Genomic DNA, 25,429 nt, shown 5'->3' with positions numbered 1-25,429 from the left:
ATGAAAAAAATAAAAAGAGAACTTAAAATCATTGAACAGGATAATGGGGCAATGATTTTTGACAAAAGCAGAGGCATTTATTTTCAAGTAAATCACGTTGGAAGACTTTTAATTAATGGATTAGGTGAAGGAAAAAATAGAAATGAATTAGTGGCTGAATTAGAACAGACTTTTGGTTTAGAGAGTGCGCATGCAGAGAAGGACGTTAATGAATTTTTTCTAATGCTTAGAGAGGTGGGACTAGCATAATGGATATACCACTTTTTTCGGAGCAGCCAGCACAAGCATCAAATGGGGCAAAATGGCTTGCCAGAATAGCTATACTTCTATCAGCACCTCTAAATTGGCTGTCTCCAAGTATGATAGAAAAAATATTATCTCGTTTAACGAGAAAATATCCAGCAGCTTCAAAGGAACAAGTTCAGGTTATTCGTGATGCAGTATGTATAGTAAGTAAGAGATGTCGAAGTCAAGAGGGGTGTCTGAGACGGTCACTTGCGGTTGTTGTAGCCACGTGGTTACAAAGAAGATCTGTTAGTTGGTGTACGGGATACGCCCAAGAACCTTTTAGGGCACACGCATGGGTTGAATTAAACAGTATTCCAGTTGGAGAGCCGGATGATGTTAGTTTATATTCTAAAGTTATAAGTGTATCTCATTATGATGAGGAAAAATCAAAAAAAACAATGGAAAACAATAATCCTAAACCTAAAAAAATTGAACAAGATGAACGCTATGAATCGACTCCAAGAGCTAGTTTACGACAATTGTTCGCTTTAACTAAAGGACATAATGTAGAATTTTTCTGGGTATTCATATTGGGTATTGGAAGTGCAATTTTAACACTTATTCAACCAAACTTAGTGGCAGATTTAATCAAGCAATCAAGCTCAGGTTTTACAGTCAGTATGACTTTAATAATTCTTATTTTGGTATTATCCGTTTCAATGATTTTAACTACTATACAATACTTTTTGCTACAGAAAATAGGAGAAGGTGTTGTTTTTGAAGCACGAAGCAATCTAATTAGCCATTTGTTAAGACTCCCAATTTTTGAGTATGACAAAAGAAGTGTAGGGGATTTGCTAAGTAGAGTGAGCGGTGATTCTTCAAGACTAAGAATGGCTCTTATTCAAGGGACAATTGCACTAACTAGTGGATTTTTTATTGTAGTTGGAGCAGCGATAGGTTTGGCTTTAAAAGATTTCCTTTTGTTCTTGACAGCTTTAGTAACGGTAAGTCTGGCGTTTATTGGAATCGTTTTTATGAGTACGATGATTCAAAAGGCAAGTTTTCGTGTTCAACATGAACTCGGAAAACTTAGTGGACTGGTTGAACGCGACTTACATGCGATCAGAACGATCCGTTCTACAAATGCTACTTCAGTTGAAGAAAATAAAGCTAAACTACAGGCAGAGCATTTACGAAAGTTAGGAATTCGTTTAGCCAAAATACAGTCATTTATGACGCCAATTTCAAATATGAGTTTACAAGTATGTGGATTGATTGTGCTTGGTTTTGGCGGTTATCGTGTTTCTATGGGATATATGAGTATTGCAGATTTGATTGCTTTTGCTTTACTACTGTTTATAATGATTGGTCCTGTGGGACAAGTTTTTGGTGCTTTTTCTGGAATAGGAGAATCACTTGGAGCTTTTGCAAGAATTAAAGAAGTATTAAATCTTGCTTTAGAAACGGATTATGATACAAATTCTAAAATTACATTTTCACATAATGCTGCGGCACAAAAAGGGATGGTCCATTTTGAAAAGGTTAGCTTTGGATACAATAAATTAGAGTTTGGAGCAGATATTGCTCAAAAGGAAGAGGAAATGATACTTAAAGAAGTTACTTTAAGTGCAGAATACGGGAAGCGCACCGCTATTGTCGGGCCTTCTGGCGCTGGGAAAAGCACTGTTTTACAATTAATAGAAAGATTTTACGATCCTAACAGCGGGCAAATTTATGTAGACGGTAAGGATTATCGAAGCTATTCTCGTGAAGAACTTCGTAAACTTATCACTTATGTTGAACAAAATGCCCCTGTTATAGCAGGCACTTTACGAGATAACCTTCTTTTAGGAAATTGGGATGTAACTGAACAAGAATGTTACGATGTTTTAAAAGAGGTAAACCTTACCCATCTAATAGAACGTTCTTCTGAAAAACTCGACATGAAGATTGGAGAATCTGGTACTACTTTATCTGGCGGAGAACGCCAGCGTTTAGCTATGGCACGCTCTCTTTTATCAAAAGCGAAAATTGTTCTACTTGACGAATTGACATCCAATTTAGATAGTTTAAATGAAATTGGGATGAAAAAAGCCGTTGACAAGATGAGAGAGTCTAAAACGGTCATTGTTGTAGCACATCGCCTCTCTACAATAGTTGAATCAGATATAATTTATGTGCTTGAACACGGAAGAATTGTTGGTTCAGGGAGTCATAATGAGCTACTGAATAAAGTACCATTATATAGAGAGTTAGCCAGAGAACAATTTCTGGACAAAGCAATTTAAATAAATACGGTAATTCGAAAAGGTCTAATTACAGCTAGTTACTGAAATATGAAAGCAGCATATTGTTAGCTTTCTTAACCTTTTAACGACGTTAAGCTCCTCTTTGTTTAATTTAGAAACTGAAATTTTGTTAATCCAGACTAATTTATTTCAAAGGAGATATTTATATTGACGAATAGTATAAACCATATTGTCATATCAAAATTATGTAAGCGACATGGAGAAAAAAATATATTAAAAGATGTATCATTTGAAGCAAAGCAAGGGAGAATTACAGCTTTTCTTGGACCGAATGGGGCAGGGAAAAGCTCAACACTTCGTATATTGTTAGGACTGGATCGGTCAACAGGGACGGCAACTTTTGGCGGAAGCAACTATGTCACATTTGATACTCCATTAAAAGTGGTAGGAGCAGCATTTGACGGTATAGGAGGTACTCCTTCAAGAAAGGTAAAAACTCATCTGAAAATTATAGCACAAAGCAACAACATCTCTGCTAGCCGTGTGCCCGAAGTATTAAATATAGTTGGCTTATCAGAACAAAGCAATGCAAGACTGGGAACATTATCATTGGGTGAAGGACAACGTCTTGGCCTAGCAGTTGCACTGCTGGGAGACCCTCAATATCTTGTTCTTGATGAACCAACCAATGGCCTTGATCCGACAGGAATTCGTTGGTTTAGAAAATTTATTCGTCAGCAATCAGACATGGGAAAGACTATTTTGTTGTCCTCACATCTTCTTTCTGAGGTGGAAGCAGTGGCGGACGATGTAGTTATTATTAATCACGGTAAAATAATAGCTACTGGCGAGCTTCAGCATGTTATGAAAAATTTAAAATCATTGGAGGATGTGTTCTTTTCTCTTACAGAAGGTGAGGCATAAGATGAATAATTTTTCAAGAACCATTCGGTTTGAACTCACAAATATTTGTTCAAGTAGAGTGTGGTGGGTAATTTGTGCTTTAGTTGTGGTGGTTCAACCATTACTTGCACTTATCGCAGCAAAAAGCTTCGCTCAGATTGGATTAGATGCAACACCAGAAACTCATCCACAATTAGCAGAGGCTCTCCCTCCTTTGGATTATTTCGGATTTGATGCGGTGTTATTTGGGTTATTACCGATGGTTGTCTTTGGGGGAATTATAGGGGCAAGTGAATATAAACATCATCAATTACGTACAACTTTATTATGTCAAAGTAGTCGTACTAAGGTTTTTTTTGCAAAAGTCCTCGCTCTTTTAATATGCAGTACGTTAGTATCTGTTTTAACAATTTTTTTCACAATTTCTATTACGCATTTTGGTTTGGGGGAGCTGGGATTAAACCCCTTTTATTTAAGCGCAATCGCTTGGCAGTTTATTGGTTTTTCGGTGCTAGACTGGATTTTACTAACTATACTTTCTTTTGGGATTGGAATGCTCTTTAGAAATGCGATAGTGCCTTTAGTTTTTTTAGTTCCTCAGGTTTACAATCTTGGAAAGTACCTAGCACAAAAGTGGGCATGGGGGGAGTATCTCCCTGTAGCAGCAGGAAATCTTCTTTTTGCAACACCAACAGACCCTTTTGAACATGACCCATTAAAAGGCGGTATTGTACTGCTTATATGGGTAATATTAGCTTTGGGCTTGTCTTATTACGCGTTTATTCGTAGTGATGTAGGAGGAAAATACTGATGTACGCTGCGTTGCGTAGTGAGAAAACTAAATTTTTTTCATTTAACTGGTGTATTATAGGTGTACTTGGTGCCATTATCGTTCCCTTACTCTTCTTATTAACCTCCGATACACCAAAGATAGGGAGAGAAAGTGAGATACTTTCATTCTCCTTGCAAGCCCTCTATTTAGGTCAATTAGGAATTATTGTTGCAAGTGCAGGTTATTTTGGACAAGAATATTCACACTCTGCTCTAAGAACAACACTTCTCACACAACCATCCCGATTAAAATTATTATTTGCAAAGTTTGTGAATATCACCTTAATTGCAGTATGTACAGGAATAGTTTCAAGTGTACTTGGCTTAACCGTTCTTTTTTTTCAACAAGATATGGAATGGACAAGTTCTTTAATGGTACAGTTTTTTGGAAGTATTTCTCTGGGCCTACTTAGTTGGATTCAATTAGGTTTGGTTACTTCTGCTCTATCAATTATGACGAAATCGCTTATAGCACCAATCGCTATTATGTTCCCACTTATTTTAGGACTTAGTCAAATGTTGTTTTCTATTTCTCAGTTGGCAAAATTTTTACCTACACTTGCTACAATGAATCTTTTTTCGATACCTGCGGTAACCAGCTTTTTGGACAAGTGGTCAGGATTAGCGGTTCAATTTTTTTGGGTAGTACTATTATTAATTATTTCTGCCTGGTTGTTTGCACATCGTAATGTTCGTTAATAAAGTCAAAGAATGTGTAAGTGAAATAGCTTCAGCTCGTGTACAACCTTTTTTAAAAAAAGAAGTGATAAGAAAACCCAAAATCTTAAAGCCTAGGTGCTTACAAGCGGGGGGAGCAGTCGCCCAGCAGCGAAAAATTGAAGCATGTCTCATTTCGCATGAAGTCAGAAGCTAGATTGAATTTGCTATCGCTCGGCTAAATATTGGCTAGAAGGTGAACAGCATTAAGATTTCTTACAAGAGCAACGATTTGATGGATCTAGTTTCATTATAAAATGAGGCTGATGCACGGTGATTTGGCTCTTGATGCTCTCACCATCGTGCAACAACCTCATATTGTTCTGTCTATTCCTACTTTGTTTAAACTAACTGATACTCTTTAAGCAGTTGCATGATACGGGTGTGCGAAATTTTTTGCACACCGGTCATTGCGGCTAGCTGGATGGCTGGCGGTAGCTCCATATCGGTTAGTTTCTTTCCGTCCATCATTTTTGCTGTAGAATCGAGCAGAACACGGACGTCATAAGCGGAACCAAATACTTCTGGCACGCCGCGGTCAACGTCAAGCAGAGTGTACACGGCTTCCATAGCGGTACGTACCGAATATTCTGTCGTAAATACCGTGTCTCGTGGTGTTTCGGCAAAGTTACCAATAAAGGCAGCGTTGACACAACCATCAGGAACCACATTCGGACGATCTCCCGCAGCTCTTGGCATGAAGTAAGAGGTAACATAAGGCATCATGCAAGGAACGCAGTTTGCCGAGTTTACAGCAAGATCGTGAATTTCTGCTTCAGGTACGCCCATGTGGTAGAGCCATTCTTCCGTAATTTCGATACCTGTACAGTCCTTCATCGGTTTCTTGATGTAGTCACCTGGTACATCGCAATACAAGCTGTATACCCAGACGACGAGTTGGTCTTTGGGCTGGGATTTGAAGTGAGGCTGCCGGTTCAACGTAAAGCTCATTAGCCATTTTGAATCTTTTACCGTCACAATCCCGCCGGTCACGACCTTGCCGTTGAATGGATCTCGTTTACAAATTTTCTCAATATAAGGCGGAATCCGGTTATCTAGTGTTGTAATGGTAGCAGACTCCCAGTTGCTTTCCGCAATGTTGCCACAGAATTTGTCTGGACGGCCAAAGGCAGCATCTTGCTCCGCGATCTTCTTCCATAGCTCCCAGCTTCCACCGAGGGAAGTGTTCATAATGGCAGGCGTGTTGTTGTCGCCTAAAGTGGAGCTTTCGGTATTGCTGCCGTTGGTAATGAATACGAGATCATTTTCCGTCAGATCGATATGTTTTTCTTGTCCTCGCTGCACATAAACCAGCTTGCGAGCCACTTTTTTGTGCGCTGTAATTTCAAACTCAACGTTTGTCACAGTTGTAGCATATTGGAAGGTGACACCATGTTCTTTCAAATAGTTCATGAGTGGCAAGGCAAGAGACTCGTATTGATTATATTTTGTGAATTTTAATGCTGAGAAATCTGGCAGTCCGCCGATATGATGAATAAATCTCGCAATATATCTGCGCATTTCCATAGCGCTGTGCCAAGGCTCAAATGCAAACATCGTCTGCCAGTAAAGCCAGAAATTCGAGTTAAAGAAATCTTCTGAGAAGACGTCTGTAATTTTCATATCTTCAAGTGCTTCTTCTGGAGTAAAGAACAATTTAATAATTTCCAGCGAAGCGGTTTGGCTAAGTGTAAATTTGCCGTCGGTATGTGCATCCTCACCACGATTAAGGATTGCACGCTGCAAGGAGAAGTTTGGGTCCTCTTTGTTGAGCCAGTAGAACTCATCTAATACTGACGCACCTTCCGTCTCAAGGGAAGGAATAGAGCGGAATAAATCCCAAAGGCATTCGAAGTGGTTTTCCATTTCTCGACCACCACGAATAATAAAACCTCGACCGTCATCGTAGATGCCGTCTAATCCACCTCCAGCAATGTCGAGTTCCTCCAAGATATGAATGTTTTCCCCTTTCATCTGACCATCACGTATGAGGAATGCGGCTGCGGACAGTGAAGCAAGACCAGAGCCAATCAGATAGGCGGATTTGTGATCAACACCGAGTGGTTTCTTTGGACGGGCAAAAGCTTCGTAGTTTCCATTGCTGTAATACATCCTAACAACCTCCTTGAATGATCTTACACCTTCACTTTAAAGGAGTATGAAAGGAATCAAAATAGACAGCTAAAGCCAAGTGTCTAAAACTTAAACGTCACGTATCATATGTCTAAATAAGATTTAGGTTATGGTAAAATAAAAAGAAACTGCGACTATTAAGGAGAGGTTTCTTATGCATCCGTACACCAAGCATGCATTGGCTGATGCATTAAAGGAGATGCTCTGCACCAAGACTTTGGATAAAATAACGGTTAAAGATTTGGTGGAGGCCTGTAAGTTGAATCGCCAAACCTTTTATTATCATTTTCAAGATATATATGAACTGCTTGGATGGATCTATAAAACGGAGGCGTTAGGTGCTATCCAAAATAACAAATCTTATGCGACTTGGCAGCAGGGGCTCTTGATTATTTTAGAATATGTGGAAAGCAACAAGGCGCTTTGTATGAACACATGCCGCTCTCTAGGCAAAGAACATTTGGAGATGTTTTTAAATCAGGTCTTGTTTGAGCTTCTAAGCAATGTCATCAATGAGGTTTCCGTTTCCTGTGCGATTTCAGAAGAGGACAAGACGTTTATCGTACAATTTTATAGCTATGCATTTGCAGGGACGCTGCTGGATTGGATTGAAGATGGGATGAAAACGCCTTGTGAGGCGATCGTGAACCATATCGTTCGACTAATGGACGGGCGTTTTATGGATGCAGTGGAGCGATTTAAAAAGTAGTTCACTAGGAGTGTCTACAACTCTGGCTTACTCGCTTGCCAATCGTTTCTTCGTCAGCTCAGCAAATACAAGGCACTCTAGTGATGAAAAGGGCATGCGCTTAAGTGAGAGTCAGAAGGGACGGAGAAGTTTAGAGAAATCCGCCTGCATAGTTGTGCAGGCGGATGGATAATACATTTAGAAGCCAATCGATGTGAAACTAACGGACAGTGCGGGCCCTCCGAAATATTTGACAATGTACGTTCCATATGACAAGTTATGGAAGTTAATCGTGAAGCTCTTAGGCGAGTAATCGCGGTTGGCAAATTGAGATTGGTCGGCAACGAGTTGCTCCGTACCGTCCACGACACGGAGTACTTGCACGTATAGCTCGCCAGGTCCACCGGCAGTAGGATAGCCGGCCGTGAAGGAGCCTGATACGGTCAGGGTTCCTTGACCTACATAAGTTCCTGCTGTGTAGGCACTTACGGAAGTAGAAAACATCAGGAGCATTACAATTGTCATGAGCAACATCGTTAACTTTCTCGCTTTCACATCATTCATCCTTTCGAAATGGAATTCAGAGAAGGATCATATTTCGTTGATGTGTGAATGCTGGCCAGCGCTCGTATTAGTGGAGGATCACCCTTCTATCAAAGACTATATCATATCGTTATTGAATGTAAATAGAGGGGTGAAATTTCTTTTTTCTGTCGATAAGAACATAATTGAACGTAGTTTAAATCCTAATTATAGGTGGCTCGAACAACACAAACCAGACTTTAACGCCAGCTAGGTTCTTATTTTCTAGGAAAAGGGTTAATGCCCCTTTCCCGATAAAATCCTTTGCAAAATATTGAGTTTTTAGGTTTTATGAAGATTAAAAACGAATTAATGATATCGGAAGATGAGATGATCAAATTGAACCAACTAATAAATATGAACAGTACTTTGATATGACCTGACGAAAAGAATGAGAGAATCGCTGGAACTACTGACAATACGATATACGGTAGACTCATGAATACCCAAAACCTCGTTTTTGATAGAATTGTATTCGTATCAAGCCAAAAATGAAAACCGGTGTAGGTGAAACTAATATCACCTTTCTTATTGATCACAATAATGTGAAGCATCTCATGTATTATAAAAATGGCAATCACAACAAGGAGAAGATAGGGAAATTTTATTGTTGCCATAACGTTATTAGTGAACGCTGTAAGCCCGAGCCAATTGGGCGCTAGAAATAAAAAAATCCACATGACATAAACAACCTTCATAAAGTGTCTCCGAAACCAGTCGTTTCGTATAAAGGGAGTCCATTCATTTAAGTTAATATCTACTTCAGGTAATCTTTGAAACCACTTTATCAACGATCCCACCACCATATCCCCATTTATTAGACATCATTTTTATATTACCACTTCCGATTCACAATTCATGCACATATATAGCAGATGCTGCGCAAATAATTCCAACTGGTCAGATCGATATAAAGGTGTTGTATGGATTTGGAACGTGAAAACAGAGCAAACTTTGATAAAATAAACAAACAACAGCTTGTGTTAACGGGAGGTCATTTCCATAAACGGAGATTTCACGATGCTGCTTCAGCTTTTTGAGCGGGCAGCATTATTACTCATTATTTTATTTTTCTTAACGCGGATTCCAAGCTTTAAGCAGGTTTTGCAAAAAGAATCGCTGACAACGAGGGAGTTCGCCGTCGTTACGATGGTGTTCTGTACTTTTGCACTATTCGGCACTTACTCAGGCATCGATGTAGAAGGCTCGCTCGTTAACGTACGAATCATCGTCATTATGGCAGGAGGCATCTTATTCGGGCCTTGGGTCGGCCTTGTTGTGGGTGTGGTGTCTGGCATCCATCGTTATTTGATCGATATCGGTGGGGTGACCTCGATTCCGTGCCTGATCACGAGTATGATTGCGGGGCTAGTTTCCGGTTATATTCATCTTCGAATGCCTAAAGCGAAACGTTGGTTTATCGGTATAATGGCTGGAATGGCTTGCGAGGCCTTAACGATGCTGTTAATTGTAATTATGGCGGAGCCCACACAATTAGGTGTCGAGATTGTATCCAAAATTGCTACCCCGATGATTCTGGGGCAATTAAATGTGGGATTGATCATTTTGTTAATTCAAAATGTTGAAAGTGAGCGCGAAGGGATTGCGGCGCAGCAAGCGAAGTTGGCTTTGGACATCGCCAATAAGACGCTGCCTTATTTCCGCTCCATCAATCCCGAATCGTTACATAAGATTTGTTCCATTATTAAAGAAGATATTCAAGCGGATGCAGTGGCGATTACGGATGCCTCAAGCGTGCTTGCTTATGTCGGTTTCGGGGAAGACCGCTATCAGTTCCGGCATGAAATCATTAGTGATATGACCAAGGAGACGATACGGAGCGGGGAGTTTAGGATCAGCAATCATGCGTTGGATGATGCGTTGCCTGGCATTCAATCGTTACTCATTATTCCGCTGAAAGAGCGAGAAGAAGTGACAGGAACCTTGAAGATTTATTATCGGAAAGCGCATAAAATCACGTATCCGCTCCAGACGATGGCCGTTGGCTTATCCCAAATCATTTCGACATTAATGGAAGTTTCCCGTGTAGAAGAGATTAAAGAGATGGCAAATAAAGCGGAGCTCAAAGCGTTGCAGACCACCATTCAACCCCACTTTTTATTTAATGCATTAAACGCGATTGGGTCCTCCATCCGAACTAGACCGGATCAAGCGAGGGAACTGATCGTTAATTTATCAGGTTATTTACGTTACAATTTGGAACTTACCGATGAGCTCATTGATATCCATAAAGAGCTGGAGCAGGTTCGTAATTATGTGGAAATTGAAAAAGCACGCTTCGGAAATCGGTTACATGTTGTTTATGAGGTGGATGAAGTTGCCGTGAAGATTCCAAGCCTTATCATCCAACCGTTAGTGGAAAATGCAATCGTCCACGGGATATTAAAGGAGAAAGGACCGGGAACAGTCACAATCTATGTCAAAGATACAGCAGATTATGTTCGGATTGGTGTACGAGATACGGGTGTGGGTATTCGTGAAGAGATGATAAAACAGGTGATGGAAGAGCGTGTCCCACCAAACCATATCGGACTTTTTAATGTGCATAAGCGAGTGAAGCTTATTTTTGGGCACGGTGTTACAGTGGAACGATTAGATCATGGTACAGACATTTTTTTTGACATACAGAAGGAGACTCGATGAGAGCGATAATTGTGGAAGACGAAGTGTTGGCCCGGGAAGAGCTGGAATATCTTATTACAAAGCACAGCCGCATTGAAATCGTGGAGCGATTTGAGGATGGACTTGATGTGCTGAAATTTCTACAGGAGAAGGAAATTGATGCGATATTTCTCGATATTAACATACCTTCACTGGACGGAATGCTGTTAGCGACGAATATTAGTAAGTTCGCGCAAAAACCGTATGTCATTTTTACAACGGCATATAAGGAGCATGCGGCCCAAGCATTTGAACTGGAAGCTTTTGATTATATTTTGAAGCCCTATGACGAGAACCGTATTGCCGCGATGCTGCGTAAGCTTGAGACCACCTTTGAGCGGAATGTGCAGCAAGGAGGGCGTTCTCATCCTGTGGAAAGCAGGCCAAGATCGGAGGATAAACGCATTAATTTGCTGAAAAAGGACAAGTATATCGTAACGGATAGTGATGACATCTACTATGCGGAAGCACAAGAGAAGGTGACAAATGTATTTACAAAGAGTGGTGTTTATACGATGCCGATGAGTATATCGGACTTTCATGCGATGCTGCCTCAAGATCGATTTTACCGTTGTCATCGTTCCTATACGGTCAATTTATCTCAAATTCACGAAATCGTTCCGTGGTTCAATAATACGTATCTGCTGCGTCTACGTGATATGGATGCCAAAGTACCTGTTAGTCGAAGTAAAGTGAAAGAATTTAGGCAGTTGATGCACATATAAATGCAGTTCATTCCCTAATCCCGTCATTCCATGTCGCTTCTAGCTCAAGAAAGCGTTTTCTATTGTAATCTAAAGGTGTGAAAGCGAGCCGTGAGCGGCTTTTACTTCCTTAAAGATTAAAGAGAACGTACAACTTGATCATAGCTTACATGGAAAGAGGGATCTATCATGAGAACGCAGCCAGCAGCCCCAACACAAGTAAATCGATGGATGATCGTCCTTGGAACAATTATCGTACAAATGGGCTTAGGAACTATATATACGTGGAGCTTATTTAATCAGCCGTTAGCTGACAAATTTGGATGGGGGCTTAGCTCCGTGTCGATTACGTTTTCCATCACCAGTTTTGCACTAGCTTTTGCGACATTGTTTGCTGGTAAAATTCAGGATCGTATCGGTATTCGGCGGTTGACGATGATTGCAGGTGCTGTTCTTGGTGCAGGGCTAATCGCTAGCTCACAGGTTTCCTCGTTGTGGATGTTGTACTTGCTGGCTGGTGTAGTAGTTGGTTTCGCGGATGGTACAGCCTATATCACATCGTTATCCAATTTAATCAAATGGTTTCCGGAACGCAAAGGATTAATATCGGGAATATCGGTGGGGGCTTTTGGGACAGGCAGTTTGATTTTTAAATATATCAATGCAAATTTTATCAATACGATGGGTGTCTCCTCTGCATTTCTAGTCTGGGGAATGATCGTGATGGTAATGGTTATTGCAGGTTCGTTCCTCATCAAAGAAGCTGTAATTACGGAAACATCTGCAACCGCCAATACTCAATTGCAAAGTGGGCGGAATTATACAGTTAAAGAAATGCTGCGTACTAAAGAAGCGTATATGCTCTTCCTTATTTTATTCACAGCTTGTATGAGTGGATTGTATTTGATCGGCATCGTCAAAGACATCGGTGTACAGCTTGCTGGTCTCGATGTTAGCACAGCAGCGAATGCGGTAGCTATGGTGGCCATTTTTAATACGGCTGGCCGAATTATACTCGGCGCGTTGTCTGATAAAGTAGGCCGAATGAAAGTGGTAGCGGGAGCGCTCTTGGCAACGGCATTGTCTGTCATGTCTTTGAATTTCGTACCTTTGAACTTGAGTACATTTTTCATATGTGTCGCGGTGATTGCATTTTGTTTCGGTGGTAATATTACAGTGTTCCCGGCTATTGTGGCTGATTATTTCGGCTTGAAAAACCAAAGCAAAAACTATGGAATCATTTATCAAGGCTTCGGTTTAGGTGCTTTGGCGGGTTCATTCCTTAGCGCATTGTTCGGTGGATTCCATATTACGTTTACCGTTATCGCGGTATTGTGCATGCTCTCTTTTGTGATTGCGATCTTTATTTCCGTACCTGGCCAACGTAATACGTCGACCAAGAATCAGGAATCTAAACAAGAAGTTGTGCTGAAACCGCATTACAATGTGGGATAATTATAATGGAACAATGTAGTGGAACCTCACATCGATAAGCAAAGCGACTTAAAGTGTTTGCAAATGAAATAGATAAAGGTGTCTTTCGCACATGTAAGCGGTGCAAGGACGCCTTTTTATGTTGAATACGGCAAGGTAATAACTACAGGTTGCTCCGTATCCGATGGGCAAGTTCAGTTGATTCCTCATTTCCTGCAAGCATTTTTGAGTTTATTATTTGGGATGAGGCAGACGGCTCAACATTTTGGACAAAGTAAGACGATAAAAGAAATAAGTACTTACAATTAAGGAGGGCGCCGTGTACAGCATTGGAGAAGTAGCTAAATTTTTAGGTGTGACTAGAGATACTTTGAAATTTTATGAAGAAAAGGATTTAGTCAAGCCTGAGCAAAATCCGGAGAATGGGTATCGAGAATATAATCATTATGATATCTATAATTTAACAACCATAAATTTCTATAGAGAAATGGATCTTAAAATTAAAGAAATCCAGGAATTAAAAAAAGGAAAGAGTATTGAGGCAATACGTTCCTTATTGGAGGAGAAAGAACTAGAAGTATTAGAGGAAATAGAATATAAAAAGCAGCTTTTAAAGAAATTACAGACCGTCAAAGAGAATTGCGAAAAAATAAACCATTTTTTAGAAAATTACACAGTAAAAGAAATGCAGCCTATAGAAATAAAAGGAGAAATCGATCATGTCACTGCGTATCATGAATATGATGCTCTAAAAGAGAACACGGTCAGCTTGAAAAAAGCAGTCACGCTAACTTCTTTAACAAGAGTTATCAGCTTTAATGACGAAGGCATTCTGGAAGATAAGTTTCTCATTGTAAGAAAAGCAGAAGACTTCGATAAAGAACTTGAAGGGGAAATTATAGCTCATCCCAAATGCATGTATACCGTTATTGAAGACGGAAGATGGTCAACAGGTGGTGAGAATATGGACCTTAAAGTAGAAGCTAGCTTAAGAAAAGTAGCAGAAGAAAAAGGGTACGAGCTTTTGGGGCGGGTTTATATCTATTTATTACTTACTACATATGAAGATGGACTTGAGCGTGTGTTTTTTGAAATGTATGCGCCTATCAAATGATGCAGCCCGTATTGACCTGTGAGTAACTCCTAGGTTTAAGCTAAAGTTATTCGTGAGTAGGATGGATATCTTATTTACAAGTAACTTAGTCGAAGCGGGGGATTGTGAATGAATAAAGATAAGAAACTAAAAAAACCAGTAGCCAGTTTTGTTTTCCTAACAAATATCATTTTTTGGCCACTTTTTTGTATTGCAGGTATTATTAAAATGTTAGCATTTCCAGCGTGGCTATTTGATATCGCATTTATTATAGCGGCTTGGTCCTCAACCTTTGCTTTTGCGATCCCATTTAAAAGAATCTATCCCGGGGAGCGTTTTATTTCATTCGTAAAAAGTAAATTTACCACTAAACTTAAACTTTCTGTGCTTGTTACTGCGGCTGGCCTTCAAGTTTTTATTTTTATAGTCACTTTGTGTCTCGTAACTAAAAACAGTGAAGCGGGTTCATTGTTGGTGTTCTCGACATGGGGAGCGCTGATCTACCACTTTAGTTTACAACTTGTTTCGGGGCCAATGGGAGAAGAACTAGGGTGGAGAGGCTTCGCTCAAATGGAGCTTCAAAAGAGATATTCGCCATTAAAAGCATCGATTATAATCGGATTTTGGTGGGGGCTGTGGCATCTACCTTTATGGTTTACTACAGGATATAGCGGCATGGAGTTAATTCAATACATATTCTTTTTTATGATGGCCCTTTTTGCTACAAAGATCGTCATGACGGCATTTTATAACTTAAATCAAAACTTAGTCATACCTATTTTGATCCACCAGTTGTTTAATTTCTTTGTTGGTTTAATAAACGGAAATTTACTGGAGATAATCATGTATAGCGCAGCGTTGTATGCTGTAGCTGCAATTGTACTGATCATTATTAATCCCAAACATGTATTGTATGGAAAGAAGTATGGAGTGAAATAAAAAAGGGGCGTTCTGCCCCTATACATGAGGTAAGTTTTATGCCTTGCCTTCACACTCAGTACGAGCTAGTTCCTTGCGCACGAGCGGTGCAACCTTTGTGCCAAGCAATTCGATCGAACGCAGTATATCGCGGTGCGGGATCGAGCCGATGTCACAATGGAGGAAGAAGCGTGTCACGCCCAAATTGCGGTGGAGCAGTACGATTTTTTCGGCGACGTATTCGGGATCACCGACATACAGACAACCTTGCAATTTGCAATCTTCATCAAACGTGGCGCGTGTGTACGAAGATCCCCAACCGCGCTCGCGCCCGATCTTGTTCATTGTAGCCTGTGTTCCTGGGAATAGCAGCTCTGCTGCTTTTTTGGAAGAATCGGCAACAATGCCATGCGAGTGGGTAGCAATTTGCAGCTTGCTCACATCGTGCCCAGCGTTAGCCGCAGATCTCTTGTAGCGCTCCACAAGCGGCGCAAAGCGCTCTGGCATGCCTCCTATGATGGCATAAACTACAGGCAGACCGAGCATACCGGCTCTGACGGAAGATTCCACGTTACCGCCAGTGGCAATCCATACAGGGAGTGGCTGCTGTACAGCACGCGGGTACACACCTAGATTGTCTATAGCCGCGCGATGGCGGCTTCCGCGCCAAGTCACCTTCTCCGATTCACGGATCGTGAGCAGCATTTCCAACTTCTCGTCATACAAATGTTCGTAATCATGCAAGCTGTAGCCAAACAGCGGGAAGGACTCGATGAACGAGCCGCGGCCAGCCATAATTTCAGCGCGTCCGTTCGAGATGGCATCCAGTGTGGCAAATTGCTGGTAGACGCGCACCGGATCGTCTGAGGATAACACGGTCACCGCGCTGGTTAGCCGAATATGTTTCGTCTGGGCGGCCGCTGCCGCCAGAATAACTGCTGGTGCCGAAGCGGCATATTCATACCGATGATGCTCACCAATGCCGTACACATCAAGTCCAACTTGATCGGCAAGAACGATTTCCTCGACTGCTCGCTGTATTCGCTCCGTATGGCTAATACGCTCGCCTGTCACCGGATTTGTTGATGCCTCCAAAAAAGTACTGATACCAATTTCCATAACTGGTCGATCTGTCATCGAGTTCGCCCCCTTATACATTAATTATACTATACAATATAAAGTAACATAACTTTTATTAGTTTAAAAGGATACAAAATGGACCTTTGTTGTTAGACCTTTTGGCTAGCAGAAAAAGTAGAGGTTATAACTGCAAAAAGAAAGGCCGTCAGCTGCCGCGATACTGGAGACGACCTGATGGTAATTAGGGCTCCAAAGGCGGCGTGACGACCTGTTTTTGCGATGACAATCTTACGTTACGTTAAAAGGAGCGACAGGAAAGGCCGAAGTTGGTGATGATGTCACCTCTTCGTTTTGATCTGCCTCGAACTTAACGTGTAGTGTTGGCGTTAAATCATGGCCAGGAACGTTCGCCCTTCATAACTTGAGCGCCCATTTCCAGATCACTTGTATTTTTGAAGTTCGGATGAGCTTTTTGCATTGCTGCAATTAGATCAGTAGAATTTTTGGCTTGTTTTGCAGCAGCTTCAAATTCTGCAATATAGTCACGTGTAAAGGTGACGCTGGATGTAGCTTCGGAGCTTTTGCCTAAATAATGGCCTGGAATAACACGCTCCGGTTTTAAGTCAAGAATGCGATCCAAAATTTCACGCCAGTGGTCACGACTTTCTGGAGTTTGGTTGTCTGCCATCCAGACATGCAAGTTTTCGTAGATGGGCACACCACCCAGAATAGTCTTTTTGGACGGAACCCAAAGAACCGTGTGAGACGGATCTGAACTGTCGAGACCGATCACTTGTACGGTTTCACCGTCAACCGTCAGTTTATCTCCGTTAAGGACCTCAGGGACGATTAGTGCGCTCGGAGCGTTTTCTTTTAGAATAGGACTCCAGAAATCGTTTTTGATTTGAATCGTTGCTTTAATTCCTTCCACAGTGGCTGGAGTGGCAACGATTTTAACGTCAGGAAATGCCTCGCGGATCGCGGATAGGCCGAAATAGAAATCGGGATCTTTGTGACTAACATAAACGGTAGTCAGCTTTTTGCCAGTGTCGCGGATCATTTTGACTAGTTGCTCGGCGTTGCTTTTTTCGAACTGAGCATCAACGAGCAGTACCTCGTTTGGTCCTTCGATCAAGCTCGAAGTGACGGAAAAGAGGCCTTTTTCTCCAGGGTTAAATGGTGTAACCTTAAGCTCTGCCGTTGGCGTCTGAGTTTGAGTTTGAGTTGCTTCACTTTCAGTATTGGTCGTATTTGCTTTGCCGGAGCATGCGCTCAACAATAAGGTAAAACAAAGCAACAAAGTAACTCCTATCGATAATTTCTTACTGGACATAGACATCATCAAATCTCCCTTATTTTTAAATGGATAACGATTGTTGAAACGATAACATAACGCTGCTAACATAAGCTGCATGCTCTAATTTGTTCGCGACATTCCACTTTTATTGGCACTAAGCCCAGCTTTTTTTACCATGCGAACTTGCGAACTTTGAACTTTGGCGGAATAAGCATCGCCAGCAAGCACCGTGAGTGCTTTCTCGCGATACAGCCCGACTTTAGACCTGAATTAACCCGTCTTCTGTGGTCGTTCTAATTTGCAAGAAGATTAGGTAAGGTATGCCCTTAACCGTTCTTGTGCATGCGGATGTAGCTTGCACGTCGTAATCTGCATCTCCTTTCTATAGTGCTTCGACATCCTTGGTTGTAACCGTAATTATTACAACTATTCCAAAAAAATTCACTCTTCCGTATAATATGTCCGGCATGCTCGGAAAGTCAGCTCCAATCCAAAATCGGATACGCTGGCTGCCTCGCACCAGTAAGCCGTTGTCGGTGTACAGTGTGCTTCCTTAGCTGTAACAAACTAGGAAAGAAGGTGAACTGCGATGGAAAAGTTGCTGCTGCGTGATTACGGAAACGCTCAAGATGTAACCATTATAGTTACAACTCAAGGTTAGTGTCAAGAGGTATTTAAAAATGGTGTAAATCGTCAAAATAATTAGCCCAGCCCTATATGAAAATCATTAACGGAGATTAAGATGCAAATTTCTATTAATTCCGTTACAATACGTTATAATTATTTGGAAGACGTATATCTTCACTATTTTCAGTAATCTACTTAATTTATCCGTACTAACGAATTTTTGCAGCCCCAATATAAGTTCTCATTAAAATATGAGAGGATGAACTTTATATGTTCTACGATTTAAAAGGTGAAGCTGACATGACACCCATTGTTGGTATGCTGTATTGTGCTGTGAAAGAAAACAGCAATCGCTTACACTTTATTACGGAGGGGATGTCGCAAGCAGAAGTAGACTATAAGGGGCCGCAGAACAAAGATAACAGTACCGCTCAAATCATCAAACATATTTTGTATGTGGACCTCAACTGGGTGTATAGGATCAAAGGAATTACACTTCCTCCAGCTCTAAAGGCACAGCACGGCCCTATGATAGATGCAGATCATAAGCTGCCGATGGTTAAAGGGAAGTCCTTAATTACATTAATGTCTGACTATAAAGATGTAATCCATATGTTAAAAGACACATGTACACAATTAACAGATGACGATTTGGATAAGGTTGTAACTTTCGGACATGAAAATGAAAAGCAAGCAACGATTCGTTGGGGGTTGTGGCATATGGCTGATCACAGCCGTTATCACCAGGCTAATATTAATCAGCTTCGGAAGCAGTTTAAAGAAAATGTTCGTTTATACTCATAAAGGTAGCCCGACATTCGGCACTAAATTTGATCCGAATGTCGGGCTACTTTAATTAAAATGGAAACGCTTCCATTATTGTATTTTTGTTACAATATGGAAGAGAATGCGCGTTGTCTGCGCATATTATTAAATGATAAAATGTACATAAGGTATACAATAGATGTACTGGGAAGGATGGATAACCATATGAAAAAACTTATGAAGGTCACCTCAGCAGCTTTAGTAGCTACCGCTTTTGTCACAACTAGTCTTCTGCCTTCAGCCGTTTTTGCCGCAAACAGCGAGAACGTACATCCATTAGCGGTAACGGAGAACTCCATCCCATTACAAAGTAATATGGAAAAAGCGATTCATGCAGCACTAACAGGTCCTGAAATGAAAAAGTTAAACGTAATGGGTCATGAATTTAACGTGAAGCCTGCCTCGATTACAAAAAAGGACAACATAACGAATGTATTTGGACAACTATCTCATCACTTGAGCTACCGTCCAGATGACCAGTTGTTTTATCGTATTGTGATCGAAAATGGAGAAGTAAAAAATGTGGATATCAAAATTGATCGTGGTGGATGGACGAGCTTATCCGCTCCATTTCTTGCTACGCTAGCCAAACAAAATGATATTCCCGTCACGCTCGATACTTTGCAATCACTCGGGCAGAAACTAGGAAGTTACATGGATGGCAAATGGGAACCAGCAGCAGAAGCTATTATTTCTTCTATTGCTTTATATGTTAAATAGTCGAGTTGTAGTGGTTATTGTACCGTTACCGTCGATCCTCATCTAACGATCTATTCTCACTGCACCTTTCCTTAAAAATGACATAGGATCAGATCAAATAACCTCTTACACGAAGCCTGACGTAAGAGGTTATTCGTTGTTCTCTTCATTGTTTTCCTTTGTTGCAAAAAGCTACAACAGAGAAGAAGTCCAATTACAGATGGGACCCGCCGCTTGCATCAATCCATTGACCAGTTACCCAACGGCTGTCCGGCGAGGCAAGAAAAGCGGCAATATCCGCAACATCTTCAGGCTCGCCCCATCTTTTGAAGGTTGAAAGTCCGGCGGCAAATTTTTGTCCATTCGGATCCTTTAACGTTCCTTCATTCATCTCCGTATTAATAATACCGGGTTGAATGGCGTTTACTGTAATATTTCGGCTACCAAGCTGTTTAGCCAGCACTTGCGTAAAAGTATCAATGGCCCCTTTCGACATGCTATAGGCGAACACACTAGGGGAGGCTACACGTGTCACAAACGATGAGATATTGATGACGCGGCCGCCATCATTCAATCGCGGCAATGCTTGCTGGGTAACAAACAGCGGCGCTTTGACGTTCATGTTCATAACCTCAGTAAAAGATTGTTCCGTTGTCTCTTCCAATGTAACGATCTGACCAATTCCCGCATTATTCACTAAAATATCAAAGCGATTATGACCAGTCCGCTCCTGAAGGATCTCATCTAATGTCGCATATAAGTCTTTAATGCCATTAAGGGTGCTTAAATCAGCACCAATTGCAAATGCACTTCCTCCGGTTTGTTCAATTTGATGAACGACTTCTTTAGCGGCAGCTTGTCTTTTTCCATAGTGTATGGCAACGAGTGCGCCCTCCTGTGCTAAACGCAGCGCAATGCCGCGGCCAATTCCCCGACTGGCGCCGGTTACTACTGCAATCTTACCTTGTAATTTACTCATATGCTCATCTCCTCGTTTATAACTCATAATTATTTTTATCACAAGGTGATGTTTGAAATGTTGCGCTCTCATTCGGAATCCATAACAGATTGTGATACGATGGAAGTAACGAACATGGCTTTATACTACGAAAGGAGGATACAGCATGAAAAAAATCTTGTTTGATTATTTGACTACATTTACTTCCCTTAACGAAGAACAACAGCAGGCTATTGTTCAACATATACAGATCGAAGAATTTAAAAGAGGAACCGTCCTCCTTAGACAAGGAGATGTTCCTACCCGATGTTATTTTGTATTAAAAGGATGCGTAAGGCAGTATTCGATCGATAAAATGGGAAAAGAGGTTACATCAAATTTCTATACAGAAGAACAAGCGATTTCGATTTTTAATCATCACAAGCCAGACAAGTCATCTGAGTACACCATCACGTGTCTTGAAGACTCTGTATTGGTCGTCGGCGACCTAGAGGTGGAACAAGACATGTACAACAAATATACGCAATTGGAATCCATGACACGTAAGATGATTGAACAAAACTTTGGCCAAGTACAAGATGACTTCGCGGCCTTTATTGCTTCCACACCAGAGGAACGCTTCAAAACGTTATTGCTGAAACGGCCTCATTTAATCGATCGTGTGCCCCAGCATCAATTGGCGAGTTATCTCGGTATTACACCGGAGTCATTAAGCAGAATTAAGAAGCGGGTTTTTAACGATACATAATAGAAAGTGATCATCCCTTTACGGTGCATTTTCCTCCTCTTATTAATAGCCATATGCCAAACCCCAATTCTCCTACGATCATGGGCACCGTAAATATGAATTTAAGGATCGTCATGACCTCATTTAATTGTGGAACAAACGTGTTGCAAAGATGAATAACGATGTAGCCAAATGCAGCAATAAATAAGAAAATGCTGATTGCTTTCGGAATGCTGTCTGATTTGAAAGTCAAACTACCAACAAGTAGTAGATGCCCACCAAATACAATTAAACCAATAGACCAGATCGTATCAAATGCTCTCAAATAGAGCATCACTTGAGCTTGAAGTTGCTCTGTTTTTGACCATAATACAGGTTCGGTACTGCTCGTTAGAAGCATCACCCCTATTAGATTCAGGATGGCGATTCCCAATATTGCCGTATAAATAAGTCGGAACCATGCCCCAAGTAGGGAAAGGCTTTTATTGATCGGCTTCAGGAAGTTATAAAAGGCCCAAGCAACCACGATGTCACAGATCAGGATGATGATCCAGCCTAAGATCTCCGCTTTGAAGAGTACATTTGATGAATGGAGGTTTTGATAGGTGGTGATGGCATCCTCTTGCAGCACAAGGTTTCCGTGGACAAAGCCGAATGAAAAAAAGGCGGCAATTGTCATTATGAGTAGGGAGATGGCAGCAGTGAGCGCCATTGTTCGCTGTTCCGGTAGTTCTTTTCTTGAGAAAACCATAGCATTACCTCCTAGATGTGATGTTGTGTTGATTTCATTGTAATAGGTGGTAGATGACGGCTCATTGACTTAAATCAAGAGATTTAGTCTTTCTTAGGGTTATTTACTTTTAACAGACAGAGCTCTCTTTGGTTTTGTGATGTTAAAAGTGGTGGGCACTGATGATGCCAACAATACAGCCATCGATGATCCTGCCCCTACGATTACCATTACGAATACGGATGACAGGGAAATGCGCCATTTTAAAATAACGACTGATTTTACAATTAACAATGCTCCGCATACAGACTATGAAGTAGTGGACCAGTTTGATCAAAACATTAATATGGATTTTAATGCAAGAAACGGCTATTGGAACGGGTCGTATTGGCAAGTTGATTTCTTGAAATGAACTGTCGGAGGGATAACATGATTTACATCGAAACATCAAGATTGAACTTACGTGACTGGGAAGAACGGGATGTGGAGCCATTCTGTCGGCTAAATGCGGATGAACAGGTTATGACCTATTTTCCTAAAACGTTAACCCCAGATGAAACGATCAGTTTCTATCACGCCATTCAATCTGAATTTGAAGCGTGCGGATTTGGGTTATATGCCGTGGAAACCAAGCAAAACAAGGAGTTTATCGGGCTTATTGGATTTCACAAGGCCACATTTGAAGCTGATTTTACACCCTGCATCGAAATCGGCTGGCGGCTGAAAAAAGAAGCTTGGGGGCAAGGGTTTGCAACAGAAGGAGCAGCAGCCTGCTTGCAATACGGATTTAACGAATTAGGCTTTAGTGAGGTGTATAGCTTTACAGCCGAGGTGAATAAGCCGTCGCAAAACGTGATGAACAAAATTGGAATGAGCTATTTGAACACGTTCGATCATCCAAAAGTTGAGCCTAATAGTCCACTAAGAAAACATGTGTTATATCATGCCAAACCTTATTCTATCCGGCTGTAATGACAAGTAAATGAAATGATAACACAAAGCCGGAATAAATGAGAGGAAGAGGTTCTCCGTCTAAACGTACGAGAAGAACCTGATCCAAGCTCCTGTGTCTGAGGATTAAGACAATCTCCGTTGCAGGGGCTTTAGGCGGTTTCAGCTTGAAATCCACTCATATTATTGAAGCAATGCAAGTGTCGCTTTTACCGCGTTATCAACAAATGCTCGTTGAGGGCGAGACTTCATCATGACGGTTAACCCAATTAACGATATAATGAGCGCCTGCGATAATGCTCTTGCGTCTACAGTTGCCTCAAGTTCACCTGATTGTATACCTCGTTCAATCGTTTCTTGGAATATAACAGCTAGGTACATTTGATGTTCCCTGGTCAAAATTTCAAATTTCTCATCATGGGGCGCAAGCTCCACCATCGTATTGATGCAAAAGCAGCCCCGACTGCGGTCCCCTACATACTCCTCCGAAATTACATCTTCAAAAAAAGTGGAAAATGCTTCTTTTACAGAGGAGTGGCTTTGAAGTCTGGCACGTACATCTGAAGCACGGGACATCGTATATTTACGCAGCGCGGCTTCGAACAATTCTTTCTTATCCCCAAAAGCGGAGTATATGCTAGGACGTTGTATGCCCATTCTGGCTGTTAAATCACTTAATGAGGTCGCCTCATATCCCTTCTCCCAAAATAGCTGCATCGCTGCATCCAATACTTTTTCTTCGTCAAATTCGCGAGTTCTCGCCATCTTGAATACCTCTCGTTACGATTTATTTTTCATTTATGACTAGAAATTTAAATCCTAAATCCTGGTCAATATTTACTTACTGAACAGTATATTATTATTGTATAATTAGCAGTTTAATTTGTCAAAGGAAGCCTGCCTTCACGTAATTGGAATAATGATGAAACGTAATGAATCACTTGTTTTACTAAATAAATGTGTTGACACAAATCCCATCTGCGCGTTATATTTACTGGGCGTTATAACGTACTGATTGGTATGTTATTATGCGTATTAGGCAAAGGGAAGGAGGCTATATGTGTATAAAATAGAGGAGGGTATAGACAATGGGGCAGTAAACGTCAATCGAAATGCGGATATGTCGCAGAAGGCGTTAGAAACATCTGACTTGGATCATCGTGTGCCCATGTCTCGCTATGTGACTCTTTTGTTTGCAGTTGCTTGTGGCATGTCAGTTGCTAATATTTACTTCGCACAGCCACTTCTCGATCAACTGTCGAGTGAGTTTGGTATCGATTACTCCACCATTGGTATGGTGATTACCATCACTCAGATCTTTTATGGGGTGGGACTGCTGCTGCTGGTGCCGCTTGGAGATTTACTGCACCAGCGCCGCTTGATTATCGGTCAGATGTTACTATCTATGCTGGCTCTCGTTATCGTGGGAACAGCCTCCACCAGCACAGCGCTATTCGCAGGTATGGCAATGGTGGGACTGCTTGCTGTAGTGACCCAGACGCTTGTGGCGTTTGCAGCAAATATGGCTGCTCCAGCCGAACGAGGACGTGTTGTTGGCATCGTAACAAGTGGAATTGTAATCGGCATACTGCTTGCACGGTCCATTTCAGGCATACTTACTGATCTTGCGGGTTGGCGTTCCGTATATCTGGTTTCAGCTGCGCTTCTGTTTATTATGATTTGTATGTTTTTTAAGGTGCTGCCTCATGTTGAACGTGAGGTGCAATCACTGACCTATCTGCAACTGCTTAGTTCGGTCTTTAGGTTGTTTGTACAGGAAAGGGTGTTACGCATCCGCTCCATTTTGGCCCTGTTGATCTTTGCTGACTTCAGCATTTTATGGACATCACTCGTGCTGCCTCTTCATGCACCGCCCTTATCTCTATCCCACAGTGCCATTGGGGCATTCGGGCTTGTAGGAGTAGCAGGAGCGTTGGCCGCAGCACGGGCAGGGAAGCTGGCTGACCGAGGTTACGGACAGAAAACGACAGGTATTGCTTTGATTCTATTGTTGGTGTCTTGGCTGTTGATCAGTTATACAGAGCAGTCTTTGATCGCTTTAGTGATCGGTATTGTTCTGCTTGACTTGGCCGTACAGGCAGTACATGTAACGAATCAGACGATGATCCTTCCTTTGCGTGCGGAGGCGCGGAGTCGGCTTACTGCCGGATACATGGTGTTCTATTCTATTGGCAGTGCAAGCGGTTCAATTGCTTCAACTCATACTTATGCGCACTATGGTTGGGGGGGAGTAAGCTTGCTTGGGGCGACTGTTAGTGCAGCAGCTCTTCTATTCTGGATTGTGACCAGTCGTTCTACAACCACAGCATCAGCCTAAGCAAGTGTCCTACGCTATTCAGGTGAAGAAAC

At 41.5% G+C, this 25,429-nt stretch carries 25 protein-coding genes; 17 read left to right on the top strand and 8 right to left on the bottom strand.

The features are described 5' to 3' along the window. From H509_RS0100355 to H509_RS0100335, 5 genes are all read left to right on the top strand, one after another. A complete protein-coding gene (locus H509_RS0100355; RefSeq protein WP_028543315.1) occupies positions 1–249 on the top strand; it encodes a PqqD family protein in 249 nt (82 codons plus the stop codon). Next, positions 249–2,519, top strand: coding sequence for a lasso peptide biosynthesis B2 protein (locus H509_RS0100350; protein WP_028543314.1), 2,271 nt, complete (start codon positions 249–251; stop codon positions 2,517–2,519). The genes H509_RS0100355 and H509_RS0100350 overlap by 1 nt, the downstream gene beginning before the upstream one ends. A 168-nt stretch (positions 2,520–2,687) precedes the next feature. Then, positions 2,688–3,404, top strand: a complete 717-nt coding sequence (locus tag H509_RS0100345) for an ABC transporter ATP-binding protein (protein WP_157277376.1) — start codon at positions 2,688–2,690, stop codon at positions 3,402–3,404. 1 nt (position 3,405) lies between these two features. Next, positions 3,406–4,194 carry an ABC transporter permease gene (locus H509_RS0100340; protein ID WP_051286734.1) on the top strand — a complete coding sequence of 263 codons (789 nt, stop codon included), beginning with the start codon at positions 3,406–3,408 and terminating at the stop codon, positions 4,192–4,194. Next, the gene (locus tag H509_RS0100335; RefSeq protein ID WP_036695728.1) at positions 4,194–4,913 is read left to right on the top strand and encodes an ABC transporter permease; all 720 of its coding nucleotides are present in this window, start codon (positions 4,194–4,196) and stop codon (positions 4,911–4,913) included. The genes H509_RS0100340 and H509_RS0100335 overlap by 1 nt, the downstream gene beginning before the upstream one ends. Before the next feature lie 360 nt (positions 4,914–5,273). On the opposite strand, the gene H509_RS0100330 is transcribed toward H509_RS0100335, so the two are convergent. After that, a complete protein-coding gene (locus H509_RS0100330; protein WP_028543310.1) occupies positions 5,274–7,043 on the bottom strand; it encodes an oleate hydratase in 1,770 nt (589 codons plus the stop codon). Between the two features lie 175 nt (positions 7,044–7,218). Here H509_RS0100330 and H509_RS0100325 point away from each other — a divergent pair, with 175 nt between their 5' ends. Beyond that, a complete protein-coding gene (locus H509_RS0100325; protein WP_028543309.1) occupies positions 7,219–7,773 on the top strand; it encodes a TetR/AcrR family transcriptional regulator in 555 nt (184 codons plus the stop codon). Positions 7,774–7,950: 177 nt separating this feature from the next. Here the strand turns inward: H509_RS0100325 and H509_RS0100320 are convergent, their stop codons facing one another. Further along, complete coding sequence (locus tag H509_RS0100320; protein ID WP_169450836.1) at positions 7,951–8,307, bottom strand: hypothetical protein; 357 nt, start codon at positions 8,305–8,307, stop codon at positions 7,951–7,953. A 245-nt stretch (positions 8,308–8,552) separates the two neighbouring features. Continuing rightward, entirely contained in the window at positions 8,553–9,140 is a 588-nt protein-coding gene (locus H509_RS0100310) for a DUF3267 domain-containing protein (RefSeq protein WP_036695726.1), read from the bottom strand. A 214-nt stretch (positions 9,141–9,354) separates the two neighbouring features. On the opposite strand from H509_RS0100310, the gene H509_RS0100305 reads away from it, so the two are divergent. From H509_RS0100305 to H509_RS0100285, 5 genes are all read left to right on the top strand, one after another. Then, positions 9,355–10,998: a sensor histidine kinase gene (locus tag H509_RS0100305; protein ID WP_028543305.1), complete on the top strand. Its 1,644-nt coding sequence runs from the start codon at positions 9,355–9,357 to the stop codon at positions 10,996–10,998. Continuing rightward, positions 10,995–11,741: a LytR/AlgR family response regulator transcription factor gene (locus H509_RS0100300; protein WP_028543304.1), complete on the top strand. Its 747-nt coding sequence runs from the start codon at positions 10,995–10,997 to the stop codon at positions 11,739–11,741. The genes H509_RS0100305 and H509_RS0100300 overlap by 4 nt, the downstream gene beginning before the upstream one ends. A gap of 168 nt (positions 11,742–11,909) precedes the next feature. Next, on the top strand, positions 11,910–13,175 hold the full coding sequence (locus tag H509_RS0100295) for an L-lactate MFS transporter (protein ID WP_028543303.1): 1,266 nt from the start codon (positions 11,910–11,912) through the stop codon (positions 13,173–13,175). Positions 13,176–13,473: 298 nt separating this feature from the next. Continuing rightward, the gene (locus H509_RS0100290) at positions 13,474–14,268 is read left to right on the top strand and encodes a MerR family transcriptional regulator (protein ID WP_028543302.1); all 795 of its coding nucleotides are present in this window, start codon (positions 13,474–13,476) and stop codon (positions 14,266–14,268) included. A gap of 108 nt (positions 14,269–14,376) precedes the next feature. Next, positions 14,377–15,186 (top strand): CPBP family intramembrane glutamic endopeptidase, encoded by an 810-nt coding sequence (locus H509_RS0100285; RefSeq protein ID WP_028543301.1) that lies wholly within the window; start codon positions 14,377–14,379, stop codon positions 15,184–15,186. Positions 15,187–15,222: 36 nt separating this feature from the next. Here the strand turns inward: H509_RS0100285 and H509_RS0100280 are convergent, their stop codons facing one another. Further along, complete coding sequence (locus tag H509_RS0100280; RefSeq protein ID WP_028543300.1) at positions 15,223–16,302, bottom strand: LLM class flavin-dependent oxidoreductase; 1,080 nt, start codon at positions 16,300–16,302, stop codon at positions 15,223–15,225. 334 nt (positions 16,303–16,636) lie between these two features. Further along, entirely contained in the window at positions 16,637–17,659 is a 1,023-nt protein-coding gene (locus H509_RS0100275; protein WP_245595949.1) for an MBL fold metallo-hydrolase, read from the bottom strand. A gap of 780 nt (positions 17,660–18,439) precedes the next feature. Between H509_RS0100275 and H509_RS0100270 the strand changes: the two genes are divergently transcribed. Both H509_RS0100270 and H509_RS0100265 read left to right on the top strand, forming a co-directional pair. Next, positions 18,440–18,973, top strand: a complete 534-nt coding sequence (locus H509_RS0100270; RefSeq protein WP_028543298.1) for a DinB family protein — start codon at positions 18,440–18,442, stop codon at positions 18,971–18,973. Between the two features lie 186 nt (positions 18,974–19,159). Continuing rightward, the gene (locus tag H509_RS0100265) at positions 19,160–19,714 is read left to right on the top strand and encodes a hypothetical protein (RefSeq protein WP_028543297.1); all 555 of its coding nucleotides are present in this window, start codon (positions 19,160–19,162) and stop codon (positions 19,712–19,714) included. A 193-nt stretch (positions 19,715–19,907) separates the two neighbouring features. Here H509_RS0100265 and H509_RS0100260 read toward each other — a convergent pair whose 3' ends face one another. Further along, positions 19,908–20,672: an SDR family oxidoreductase gene (locus H509_RS0100260; RefSeq protein ID WP_028543296.1), complete on the bottom strand. Its 765-nt coding sequence runs from the start codon at positions 20,670–20,672 to the stop codon at positions 19,908–19,910. A gap of 145 nt (positions 20,673–20,817) precedes the next feature. Here H509_RS0100260 and H509_RS0100255 point away from each other — a divergent pair, with 145 nt between their 5' ends. Then, a complete protein-coding gene (locus tag H509_RS0100255; RefSeq protein WP_028543295.1) occupies positions 20,818–21,399 on the top strand; it encodes a Crp/Fnr family transcriptional regulator in 582 nt (193 codons plus the stop codon). A gap of 10 nt (positions 21,400–21,409) precedes the next feature. Here the strand turns inward: H509_RS0100255 and H509_RS0100250 are convergent, their stop codons facing one another. After that, the gene (locus tag H509_RS0100250) at positions 21,410–22,129 is read right to left on the bottom strand and encodes a DUF4386 domain-containing protein (protein ID WP_028543294.1); all 720 of its coding nucleotides are present in this window, start codon (positions 22,127–22,129) and stop codon (positions 21,410–21,412) included. A gap of 136 nt (positions 22,130–22,265) precedes the next feature. On the opposite strand from H509_RS0100250, the gene H509_RS0100245 reads away from it, so the two are divergent. Both H509_RS0100245 and H509_RS0100240 read left to right on the top strand, forming a co-directional pair. Continuing rightward, positions 22,266–22,520: a hypothetical protein gene (locus tag H509_RS0100245; protein ID WP_028543293.1), complete on the top strand. Its 255-nt coding sequence runs from the start codon at positions 22,266–22,268 to the stop codon at positions 22,518–22,520. Between the two features lie 17 nt (positions 22,521–22,537). Then, positions 22,538–23,080, top strand: coding sequence for a GNAT family N-acetyltransferase (locus tag H509_RS0100240; protein WP_028543292.1), 543 nt, complete (start codon positions 22,538–22,540; stop codon positions 23,078–23,080). 162 nt (positions 23,081–23,242) lie between these two features. On the opposite strand, the gene H509_RS0100235 is transcribed toward H509_RS0100240, so the two are convergent. Further along, the gene (locus tag H509_RS0100235; RefSeq protein ID WP_028543291.1) at positions 23,243–23,824 is read right to left on the bottom strand and encodes a TetR/AcrR family transcriptional regulator; all 582 of its coding nucleotides are present in this window, start codon (positions 23,822–23,824) and stop codon (positions 23,243–23,245) included. 355 nt (positions 23,825–24,179) lie between these two features. Between H509_RS0100235 and H509_RS0100230 the strand changes: the two genes are divergently transcribed. Next, the gene (locus H509_RS0100230; RefSeq protein ID WP_157277392.1) at positions 24,180–25,397 is read left to right on the top strand and encodes an MFS transporter; all 1,218 of its coding nucleotides are present in this window, start codon (positions 24,180–24,182) and stop codon (positions 25,395–25,397) included. Positions 25,398–25,429 lie beyond the last annotated feature (32 nt).

The organism is Paenibacillus taiwanensis DSM 18679 (genome assembly GCF_000425125.1).
GTDB classification, from domain to species: domain Bacteria; phylum Bacillota; class Bacilli; order Paenibacillales; family Paenibacillaceae; genus Paenibacillus_B; species Paenibacillus_B taiwanensis.
The sequence above is the reverse complement of the archived record's forward strand: the minus strand, read 5'-3'. Positions and strand labels throughout refer to the sequence as shown.

Excerpts from the sequence above, each read along its gene's own strand:
- H509_RS0100355 (WP_028543315.1), top strand. The coding sequence starts at position 1 with ATGAAAAAAATAAAAAGAGAACTTAAAATCATTGAACAGGATAATGGG.
- H509_RS0100350 (WP_028543314.1), top strand. The coding sequence starts at position 249 with ATGGATATACCACTTTTTTCGGAGCAGCCAGCACAAGCATCAAATGGG.
- H509_RS0100340 (WP_051286734.1), top strand. The coding sequence starts at position 3,406 with ATGAATAATTTTTCAAGAACCATTCGGTTTGAACTCACAAATATTTGT.
- H509_RS0100335 (WP_036695728.1), top strand. The coding sequence starts at position 4,194 with ATGTACGCTGCGTTGCGTAGTGAGAAAACTAAATTTTTTTCATTTAAC.
- H509_RS0100330 (WP_028543310.1), bottom strand. The coding sequence starts at position 7,043 with ATGTATTACAGCAATGGAAACTACGAAGCTTTTGCCCGTCCAAAGAAA.
- H509_RS0100325 (WP_028543309.1), top strand. The coding sequence starts at position 7,219 with ATGCATCCGTACACCAAGCATGCATTGGCTGATGCATTAAAGGAGATG.
- H509_RS0100310 (WP_036695726.1), bottom strand. The coding sequence starts at position 9,140 with ATGGTGGTGGGATCGTTGATAAAGTGGTTTCAAAGATTACCTGAAGTA.
- H509_RS0100305 (WP_028543305.1), top strand. The coding sequence starts at position 9,355 with ATGCTGCTTCAGCTTTTTGAGCGGGCAGCATTATTACTCATTATTTTA.
- H509_RS0100300 (WP_028543304.1), top strand. The coding sequence starts at position 10,995 with ATGAGAGCGATAATTGTGGAAGACGAAGTGTTGGCCCGGGAAGAGCTG.
- H509_RS0100295 (WP_028543303.1), top strand. The coding sequence starts at position 11,910 with ATGAGAACGCAGCCAGCAGCCCCAACACAAGTAAATCGATGGATGATC.
- H509_RS0100285 (WP_028543301.1), top strand. The coding sequence starts at position 14,377 with ATGAATAAAGATAAGAAACTAAAAAAACCAGTAGCCAGTTTTGTTTTC.
- H509_RS0100280 (WP_028543300.1), bottom strand. The coding sequence starts at position 16,302 with ATGACAGATCGACCAGTTATGGAAATTGGTATCAGTACTTTTTTGGAG.
- H509_RS0100275 (WP_245595949.1), bottom strand. The coding sequence starts at position 17,659 with ATGCAGCTTATGTTAGCAGCGTTATGTTATCGTTTCAACAATCGTTAT.
- H509_RS0100270 (WP_028543298.1), top strand. The coding sequence starts at position 18,440 with ATGTTCTACGATTTAAAAGGTGAAGCTGACATGACACCCATTGTTGGT.
- H509_RS0100265 (WP_028543297.1), top strand. The coding sequence starts at position 19,160 with ATGAAAAAACTTATGAAGGTCACCTCAGCAGCTTTAGTAGCTACCGCT.
- H509_RS0100260 (WP_028543296.1), bottom strand. The coding sequence starts at position 20,672 with ATGAGTAAATTACAAGGTAAGATTGCAGTAGTAACCGGCGCCAGTCGG.
- H509_RS0100255 (WP_028543295.1), top strand. The coding sequence starts at position 20,818 with ATGAAAAAAATCTTGTTTGATTATTTGACTACATTTACTTCCCTTAAC.
- H509_RS0100250 (WP_028543294.1), bottom strand. The coding sequence starts at position 22,129 with ATGGTTTTCTCAAGAAAAGAACTACCGGAACAGCGAACAATGGCGCTC.
- H509_RS0100240 (WP_028543292.1), top strand. The coding sequence starts at position 22,538 with ATGATTTACATCGAAACATCAAGATTGAACTTACGTGACTGGGAAGAA.
- H509_RS0100235 (WP_028543291.1), bottom strand. The coding sequence starts at position 23,824 with ATGGCGAGAACTCGCGAATTTGACGAAGAAAAAGTATTGGATGCAGCG.
- H509_RS0100230 (WP_157277392.1), top strand. The coding sequence starts at position 24,180 with ATGTCGCAGAAGGCGTTAGAAACATCTGACTTGGATCATCGTGTGCCC.